At 45.8% G+C, this 7,593-nt stretch carries 8 protein-coding genes; 3 read left to right on the top strand and 5 right to left on the bottom strand.

Translation table 11 applies throughout. The annotated features are described in order from the left end of the window. Positions 1 to 695: 695 nt before the first annotated feature. The 3 genes from MiSe_RS46165 to MiSe_RS46155 form a co-directional block, all read right to left on the bottom strand. A complete protein-coding gene (locus MiSe_RS46165) occupies positions 696 to 1,181 on the bottom strand; it encodes a DUF4058 family protein (protein WP_373873028.1) in 486 nt (161 codons plus the stop codon). 91 nt (positions 1,182 to 1,272) lie between these two features. Continuing rightward, the gene (locus tag MiSe_RS46160) at positions 1,273 to 1,620 is read right to left on the bottom strand and encodes a DUF4058 family protein (RefSeq protein ID WP_226593621.1); all 348 of its coding nucleotides are present in this window, start codon (positions 1,618 to 1,620) and stop codon (positions 1,273 to 1,275) included. 58 nt (positions 1,621 to 1,678) lie between these two features. Further along, on the bottom strand, positions 1,679 to 2,023 hold the full coding sequence (locus tag MiSe_RS46155; RefSeq protein WP_226593618.1) for a hypothetical protein: 345 nt from the start codon (positions 2,021 to 2,023) through the stop codon (positions 1,679 to 1,681). 646 nt (positions 2,024 to 2,669) lie between these two features. Between MiSe_RS46155 and MiSe_RS46150 the strand changes: the two genes are divergently transcribed. Further along, positions 2,670 to 3,044 (top strand): hypothetical protein, encoded by a 375-nt coding sequence (locus MiSe_RS46150; RefSeq protein WP_226593616.1) that lies wholly within the window; start codon positions 2,670 to 2,672, stop codon positions 3,042 to 3,044. 163 nt (positions 3,045 to 3,207) lie between these two features. Here MiSe_RS46150 and MiSe_RS46145 read toward each other — a convergent pair whose 3' ends face one another. Together MiSe_RS46145 and MiSe_RS46140 are read right to left on the bottom strand one after the other, a co-directional pair. Beyond that, a complete protein-coding gene (locus MiSe_RS46145) occupies positions 3,208 to 3,666 on the bottom strand; it encodes a hypothetical protein (RefSeq protein WP_226593614.1) in 459 nt (152 codons plus the stop codon). Positions 3,667 to 3,768: 102 nt separating this feature from the next. Then, positions 3,769 to 4,470, bottom strand: coding sequence for a TetR/AcrR family transcriptional regulator (locus MiSe_RS46140; protein ID WP_444980640.1), 702 nt, complete (start codon positions 4,468 to 4,470; stop codon positions 3,769 to 3,771). An 81-nt stretch (positions 4,471 to 4,551) separates the two neighbouring features. Between MiSe_RS46140 and MiSe_RS46135 the strand changes: the two genes are divergently transcribed. Beyond that, positions 4,552 to 5,859 carry a glycosyltransferase gene (locus MiSe_RS46135; RefSeq protein ID WP_226593610.1) on the top strand — a complete coding sequence of 436 codons (1,308 nt, stop codon included), beginning with the start codon at positions 4,552 to 4,554 and terminating at the stop codon, positions 5,857 to 5,859. Between the two features lie 26 nt (positions 5,860 to 5,885). Then, positions 5,886 to 7,274, top strand: a complete 1,389-nt coding sequence (locus tag MiSe_RS46130) for an NAD(P)/FAD-dependent oxidoreductase (RefSeq protein WP_226593608.1) — start codon at positions 5,886 to 5,888, stop codon at positions 7,272 to 7,274. Positions 7,275 to 7,593 lie beyond the last annotated feature (319 nt).

Here is a 7,593-nt window from a genome sequence, read left to right as displayed (position 1 = left end):
GACAAGTATAATAGACCTCTCCCATAACTCTTGTGGGATAGGCGTCTCGCCTGCCCACCCCACAAGAGTTATTGGACAAGTATAATAGACCTCTCCCATAACTCTTGTGGGATAGGCGTCTCGCCTGTCAAAGAGTTTGTTTTTTGCACAAGCCTAATAGTTTGGCAATTTCCTGCGATCGCACTCCCACACCTTCAGGACTTACGCAAGGGCGTTCCTATCACCAAAGTTTCTTGCTGCGACATAGAAACCCGGTTTCTTTGCGTAAGTCCCGATCTTATAAACCCACACAATACTTATAAATTTTTAAACCCATCCATTTCTGTTACGGCAAACTCTTCATTAATTGCCGCAATTTCTGATTGAATATGTGGATCGCTAGCCATTGCTGCTAGTTGGGCTTTCATATATTTGGGAGCAGCAAATTTAGAGCGGATTGCAAGCTCGTCTAGGTACAGCCTTTTGGCTTGTTTGTATAGCGGCAGCAAAAATGGCAGCCGCTATACAAACGAAGGTGTACCTCATCCGCCTGCGATCCGCTATATCTTTTACCTGTGTCCTTTGCCGCACTTTTCTAGCAATACGCTCTAACAACCACAATTGTTCTTCAGGAGACAATGTATCAATCAAACGGTCAATCTCTATTAAAGTTGATGAGAGCATTTCACTTACCTTTTGCCTTAAAAAAAATGCTATTAATTCTTTCGCAGTTCTTGTTCTCGTAACAAAGTATCTACCCAACTTACATCTTCTGCCTTCAGCGGCTGTACAGGAGCTTGACTATAATCTATTGCTAAGTGATATCTAGCGCGTTCGTACAAGCCATTTAATAAAGTTTGTAAGTCAATAATTGGTTCTGGATCTCCTGGATTTAAAGGTAATGGAAACGAGGGAATCGTTTGTCGTAAGTTAAAAGCATATAACTGAGCTTGGGGACGGCGATCGCCTCGAATCAGGACAATGCGATAATCACTTGCTGGCACTTCACTTAAAATGGGCATCGGTTTTCCACCCCTGAGTAAATCAATTTCTACTAAATGGGTTAAACTTGCCAGCACTTGTTTCCTCTTTTTGATGTAAGCCTCTCTTCCTTCACCTGGTCGCTTGTTCTTGGGAGATAAAATTTCAATAACTGTAATGACAAAACCTGTGGCAGCTTCTTTAATTTCTAAATAACTCAAGTTGCTGGTTATCTCTCTGGGAGCGGCTAATGGCTAATGGCTAATGGCGAGATTGGTAAAAATCCTTTATTAGCAAGCTTGCAATTAGCCATTAGCAACGCCAAAGTTTATAACTAGCAACTTGGGTTAAATAACTTTCCCTCACGTTTTCTGGCAATGGCATTGTTACTGTGGGTTCAGATGTAGCCACAACAGTTTCAGTTGATGAAATTTTGTTGGCGGTTGATTTTTGAGAAAATCCGGCAATATCAGGAATTCCCACCAAAATTGCATCTAACTCATCGCTTAAATAAGTACGCTGTTCCATCGCAACTCGATATTGCTCCGGAATATGCGGAGCGAGAGAATCAGCTAGATTTACGATTAATCGATTGTGTACTTCTGACCACAATCCGGGATTTTCTAAATAAGGGTTCATCCCTGGAAATGGAGAAAGCATAGATTGAGATTTCCTAGATTGGGATTCAAAATGCTAGATGCGATCCCACGCTTCTATTTTAGGTTTCCTCTTTTTCTTCATTTACTCCCTTTCGGGAACGCTTCCCGACTGCTTCTTCATAATCCCCAAGCCGCTGGGCGAGCTGATCGGCGATATACTCCTCTAATGACTTCCCAAGCGACATCGCCCTAGCCTTGCACTCAACAAGATGATTTTCTTGATAGGTGTTGATGTAAGTATCCATCGCTGCATCCAGGTTAGCGGTAACCGACTTCCCCGTTCCTGATGCGCTGATGACCATTCCAATGTAACGGGTAATGGGCAAAGGGTTGGTGGTCAGCCGCTTGTCTGGAAGCTTCTGCAACAGTCCCCGCTCCTGAAGTATTTGTAGCAGTTTGTCCATATTCATCAAGATTAAACAAAGAATATAATCTTTATTGCAACTGGTGTGATATTATCATACCAAGTAAAGAACGCCGCGCCTTGGGTGGTCCAGACCCAAAATGCGACTTTACCAGGCACACACATATGATCAAAAACTCCTGGGTCTGAAACCCCGTCCTTTTAGGAGGGCTTTTGTTGTTAAACAGGCTACCAGCCATTAGCGGGACAACACAGTTAAAAAGGGGAAAAGGGATTTGGGATTTGGGGGAAGGAAGAACAAGCCAAACCCCTTTTCCCCTTTTCCCCTTTCCCCCTTTCCCCTTCGAGAGAGGCCCAGAATGTCCCGTCTTAGATTGGTAGCCGTTAAACACAAAAGTGTGTAACATTGAAGGTGGTTACTAACCCACCAGAACGATGGAGACATAGAGCCTAACACCAAAGTTTGCATCATCATGCAACGGCGCAGAAAAATCGGTAGATCTGGAAAAGAGGATGGGGCAATGAGATACATCCCTTGAATCAACAAAACACATAAGAATTCCTTTTTGGACTTCGATACATATGGCTGCTGGGCTAGCAGTGTCAGTCTGTGGAGCGACCATAAGACCTAATCTCTTTAAGGGAACAGGCAGGTGCTATGAAGCAGAAACCAAAATCGTGAGGTTTTGGAATCTCGGTCTTTCTACGACGGAGAGGATGTCAAGTCAAAAAATAGTACCAAGCGGCGAGGCAAAACAGCCTCTTCGCCCAAACTGGCTGATAAAATTCCACTGAAAAGCTTTTTTTCCTGGGAAAACTCTGCATTGCCACAGGTCAATCCAGTAGCGGACAAGCTGCCAGATCCGCTAGATGAATCTGAACTGCTGAGACTTATTGCGATTGGATCTCGCAAAGTAGTCACTTCGACGATTCACACACTCCACCTGTTGAAGTTTGCTCATGTCAGCGAGTGGAGTCGGCTGCTACCTGCGCCCAATGCTGGGCAAGTGATGAGCATTCTCACCAAGCGAATCAGGAGCAATATGCCGACCGCAGGTTAGGCGATCGCAATCCTTAAGCAGTTCTAGGATAGCGACCTCCCATCGCCACAAAATTGCCAAATTGCAAGGCATTTCATCAAACATAAAACTAGGGTGGATATTTACCACTCTAGTTTTTTTTCAAGTGCCCGAATGCTAAAAACGAGCAAAACTTACAATTTTTTCATGGATATTCAATGAGCAGTGGAGTTTCAGGGACAAAATGAGGAGGATAAGAGGTTTTCTTATCACACCCTCGTAAAGACTTTATGGGGAATGGTTCGATCTGTTGTAAATCTCGGACTTCCCAATAAATCACCCAGGAATTTGACTTATCCGTTTCATAAGCTGTAGTTGGGCGAAATTTAGCTCCACCTGGGTGAGTACCGTTACGACGTGCCTCCACGTGTCCCACGTATACGCCTTGCCAAGATACCATCGATCCAATTGATTCTTCTGGCATGGAAGCGTAAATAAAAACATTTATTTCGTCTTTGCCTCTGGCTGTATCTATTTTGCGAAACAACTCAAACAACCGACTGCCAAAGGCAACTTTGCCTTGTTGATCGCAGACTTCTTTAGCTGAAATCAGCTCATTTTCTGGAACTGGTGCGAGAATAGCGAATGCGCGGTTTATTGACATGGATTTAACTGGATTGAGAGCGTGTTGCACTTTATTAGTTTATCTAAAATCTTGCTCTAGTAAGCCAACATTTTTTGCGGGTTTACCAGCCAAGATGGTGAGTTACACGACCTTAACGCACCCTACTTTTTCTTGATTTCGCACGCCTGCCAAGATTAGATTAATCGCCTCCTGTGTATATCGTTCGATCGTTTCGGGACTCATTCTATCTACATCTGGCGTTAGATGCTTGATATTTTCGTGAGCGTTGAAATAAAACGTACAAATTCCGGCAATTTGAAGGCTGGTCAAAAATGGATCGACTTGGCGAAACGTTCCCCCTGCCATTCCTCGTTCCAAAATATTGCTAAGGTACGCGAATGTTTCTTGCCAATTTCCCAATTTGAAATACTTTCCCTGATTTTGGTTGGCTTCTTGAAACCACAGCATCCCCCGTTGTGGGTGTGCTGCTTCGTAAGCAATCGCCTCTCGCACCGCTGTCTTCAATGCTTCCTCTGGCGGTAACTGCTCTAAGTTTAGCTGCTGAAACATATCGTGCATCTCCACCGCCGGACGTTGCAGTACTGTTTTATACAGTCCTTCTTTGTTCTGGAAGTAGTAATGGATCATCGCCGAGGTGACGCCTGCACGCAAGGCGATCGCTTCTATCCTCGCCCCGTTTAACCCACTCTTGGCAAATTCCTCCTCCGCTGCATCCAATATCTGCTTTTGCGTCGCCTCAGGATCTCTCTGCTGGCGACGCTTGTTAGATGAGCGTTGTGACTTTGTTGAATACCCCACAGTCCCCATCACCCTAACTGCCATCATATCTTAACTAAAAAATTGGTTAGTAGTTGACATTCAGCTTTTGTTAAGTCATACTAATTAAAAAATTAGTTAAATATTATGGCGCGTTTTCTCATAGGTACAATACCTGCGGTTGGACACGTCAATCCAGCCGTGCCAATAGCTCGCAAGCTAGTAGATCGCGGTCATCAAGTGTGGTGGTATACCGGGAAAAACTTCCAATCAAAGGTAGAAGCGACAGGCGCACGCCACATTCCCATACGCACGGGAGCGGATTTTTCCGATTTGAACACCCTGCCTGATGCTTGGTTAAAAACAAGAGATTCTTTAGCAGGATTGGCACTATTTAAATTTTACCTCAAGCACGCTTTTATTGACGGGGCTGTGGCGCAATTTAAAGACTTAAGCGGCATATTGGAGGAGTTTCCTGCCGATGCGATTTTAGCCGATTCTTATTTTCTAGGCGCTGCCTGGATATATGAAAAAGGAGCGCCACCTTGGGCAGCTTTTGGGATTAGTGGATTGGCTTTTAGCAGTCCTGATACAGCGCCTTTTGGATTGGGCATAGAACCTGATAACTCAACGCTTGGACGCTTGCGTAATAGTTGTTTAAACTGGTTGTTTCAGCGAGTTATATTCAACGATGTTACTGTTTACCTGGATCGCAAGCGAGGCAGCATTGGATTAATACCCGATTACAAAGATTTTTTTGATGCCACATTATCACCATTCCTCTATTTACAAGGAACCGTTCCCGCGTTTGAATATCCCCGCAGTACATTGCCACCCCAAGTACATTTTATCGGGCCAGTTTTACCAGAGCCACCTGCTGATTTCACGCCTCCTGTTTGGTGGGATGAATTGAAAAACGGCAAGCTAGTAATCCACGTTACCCAGGGAACTGTAGCGACTAAAGCAGATGATTTAATTGTTCCCACAATTAAGGCATTAACCGATGAAGATGTTCTAGTTGTGGTAACAACGGGTGGCGAGCCAATAGAAAGTATTAAACTCGATGCAATTCCCAAAAATGTCAGGATAGAACCGTTTATCCCTTATTCCCATCTTTTACCCCACGCTGATGTCATGGTGACCAACGGCGGGTACAACGGCGTGCAGATGGCTTTAGCAAATGGCGTACCCCTAGTTGCAGCAGGTCAAACTGAAGAAAAGCCAGAAGTATGTGCCAGAGTGCAGTGGTCTGGAGTGGGTATTAATCTTAAAACAAAGTCGCCTACGCCAACACAGATAAAAGACGCTGTGAAGCAAATTTTAGCCTCGCCACGCTATCGTCAGAAGGCACAACTTATTCAAGCTGAGATTGCCCGTCACGATGCACCGACTTTAGCTGTTACGCTATTGGAGGAGTTGGCAGCAACGAAACAGCCAGTTTTGAGAGCAGATTAATTAGTTATTTTGAGGGAACTTTAATCATGCAACCTTTGAATAATTCAAGCTCATGCTCATCTAATTTAAGTCATGCCTTGGTGATTGGCGGAAGTATCGGGGGACTATTGGCGGGGCGGGTATTAGCGAATCACTTCGACCAAGTAACTATTATCGAGCGCGACATCTATCCTGACGAACCTGTGCCGCGCAAAGGGGTTCCTCAGTCGCAACACCTGCACGCGCTGCTGACGCGGGGACAAATGGTACTGGAAGAGCTATTTCCCGGACTCAAGGACGAACTAATTGCTGCTGGTGCGCCTGTATTGGAAGTGGGGTCAGATTCTGCTTGGTATAGCCGTTTTGGCTGGGCAGTTCCGTTTAATTCTGGGATTAAGATGATCGCACTCAGTCGCGGATTGTTGGATTTCTGCGTGCATCGCCGAATGAATGCGATCGCTTCTGTGCGGTTTCTGGAGGGCACAACGGTAACCAAACTGCTGGCGAATGCTGATAATACAGGTATCGCTGGCGTATCTGTGCGTTGGCGAAATCCGTCAGATGGCAGCATCCGCGAAGAGGAGTTATTTGCAGATTTGGTAGTGGATGCCAGCGGCAAGACTTCCAAAGCACCAGAGTGGCTGAAAGAATTGGGATACATACCACCAAAAGAAACAGTTGTCAATCCATTTGTCGGCTATGCCAGTCGAATTTACCGACGCCCAGAAAACTTTCAGGCGGAGTGGCAATCGCTGTTTGTGCAAGCTGCGCCTCCGGAAGGTACGAGGAGCGGGGTGCTGTTTCCGATTGAAGGCGATCGCTGGATTGCCGGGATGGGGGGAATTAATCGCGACTACCCACCCACCGACGAAGCGGGGTTTTTGGAATTCGCCCGCAGTCTGCCAACTCCGGCAATCTACGAGGCGATTAAAGAAGCAGAACCCCTGACGCCGATTTATGGTTACAGAGACACAGAAAATCGCCTGCGTCACTACGATAGCCTCCCCCGCTACCCAGAAAACTTTTTGGTTGTGGGACATGCAGCTTGTGCGTTTAATCCAGTTTACGGGCAAGGCATCACCGTTGCGGCGCTAGAAGCACAGACACTAGACAAATGCTTGCATCAGCATTCCAACCGGAATTTTAAAGGTTTTGCGCGACAAGTTCAAAAGCAGCTGGCAACAGTTCATGCCGTCCCTTGGATGGCGGCGACAAGCGAGGATTACCGCAGTCCAGGAACTGAAGGCGGGAAACCAGATTTTGTCACTCGACTGATGCACCGATATATGGATGGGATATTGCAGCTGGCGATGAACAATACCGAAGTTTACCGCCGATTTCTAGAAGTGATGCACATGCTCAAACCATCGACTGCTTTGTTTCATCCCCGCATTGTTATTCAGGTGCTAGGACAAAGTATCAAATCGAACAGCTAACGAGAAACCCGGTTGCTTTATAGCAGATTGCACTCGGATGAGGTACACCGCTTCGTTTGTGTAGCGGCACCCGCGCATGGTGCCGCTACACAAACGAAGCGATAACGCTTTCCCTCACGCGGCTGCAAGCCGCTTTAAGCAACCGGGTTTCTCGGAAAAATCGTCGAGCAAGCAACTTGAGATTTACCCAGATTTAAGCAACCGGGTTTCTCGGAAAAATCGTCGAGCAAGCAACTTGAGATTTACCCAGATTTAAGCAACCGGGTTTCTCGGAAAAATCGTCGAGCAAGCAACTTGAGATTTACCCAGATTTAAGCAA

The sequence above is a fragment of the Microseira wollei NIES-4236 genome (assembly GCF_020521235.1).
Classification (GTDB): domain Bacteria; phylum Cyanobacteriota; class Cyanobacteriia; order Cyanobacteriales; family Aerosakkonemataceae; genus Microseira; species Microseira wollei.
This window is presented reverse-complemented; position numbering and strand designations above follow the sequence as displayed.

Excerpts from the sequence above, each read along its gene's own strand:
- MiSe_RS46160 (WP_226593621.1), bottom strand. The coding sequence starts at position 1,620 with ATGCTTTCTCCATTTCCAGGGATGAACCCTTATTTAGAAAATCCCGGA.
- MiSe_RS46155 (WP_226593618.1), bottom strand. The coding sequence starts at position 2,023 with ATGGACAAACTGCTACAAATACTTCAGGAGCGGGGACTGTTGCAGAAG.
- MiSe_RS46145 (WP_226593614.1), bottom strand. The coding sequence starts at position 3,666 with ATGTCAATAAACCGCGCATTCGCTATTCTCGCACCAGTTCCAGAAAAT.
- MiSe_RS46140 (WP_444980640.1), bottom strand. The coding sequence starts at position 4,470 with ATGGCAGTTAGGGTGATGGGGACTGTGGGGTATTCAACAAAGTCACAA.
- MiSe_RS46135 (WP_226593610.1), top strand. The coding sequence starts at position 4,552 with ATGGCGCGTTTTCTCATAGGTACAATACCTGCGGTTGGACACGTCAAT.
- MiSe_RS46130 (WP_226593608.1), top strand. The coding sequence starts at position 5,886 with ATGCAACCTTTGAATAATTCAAGCTCATGCTCATCTAATTTAAGTCAT.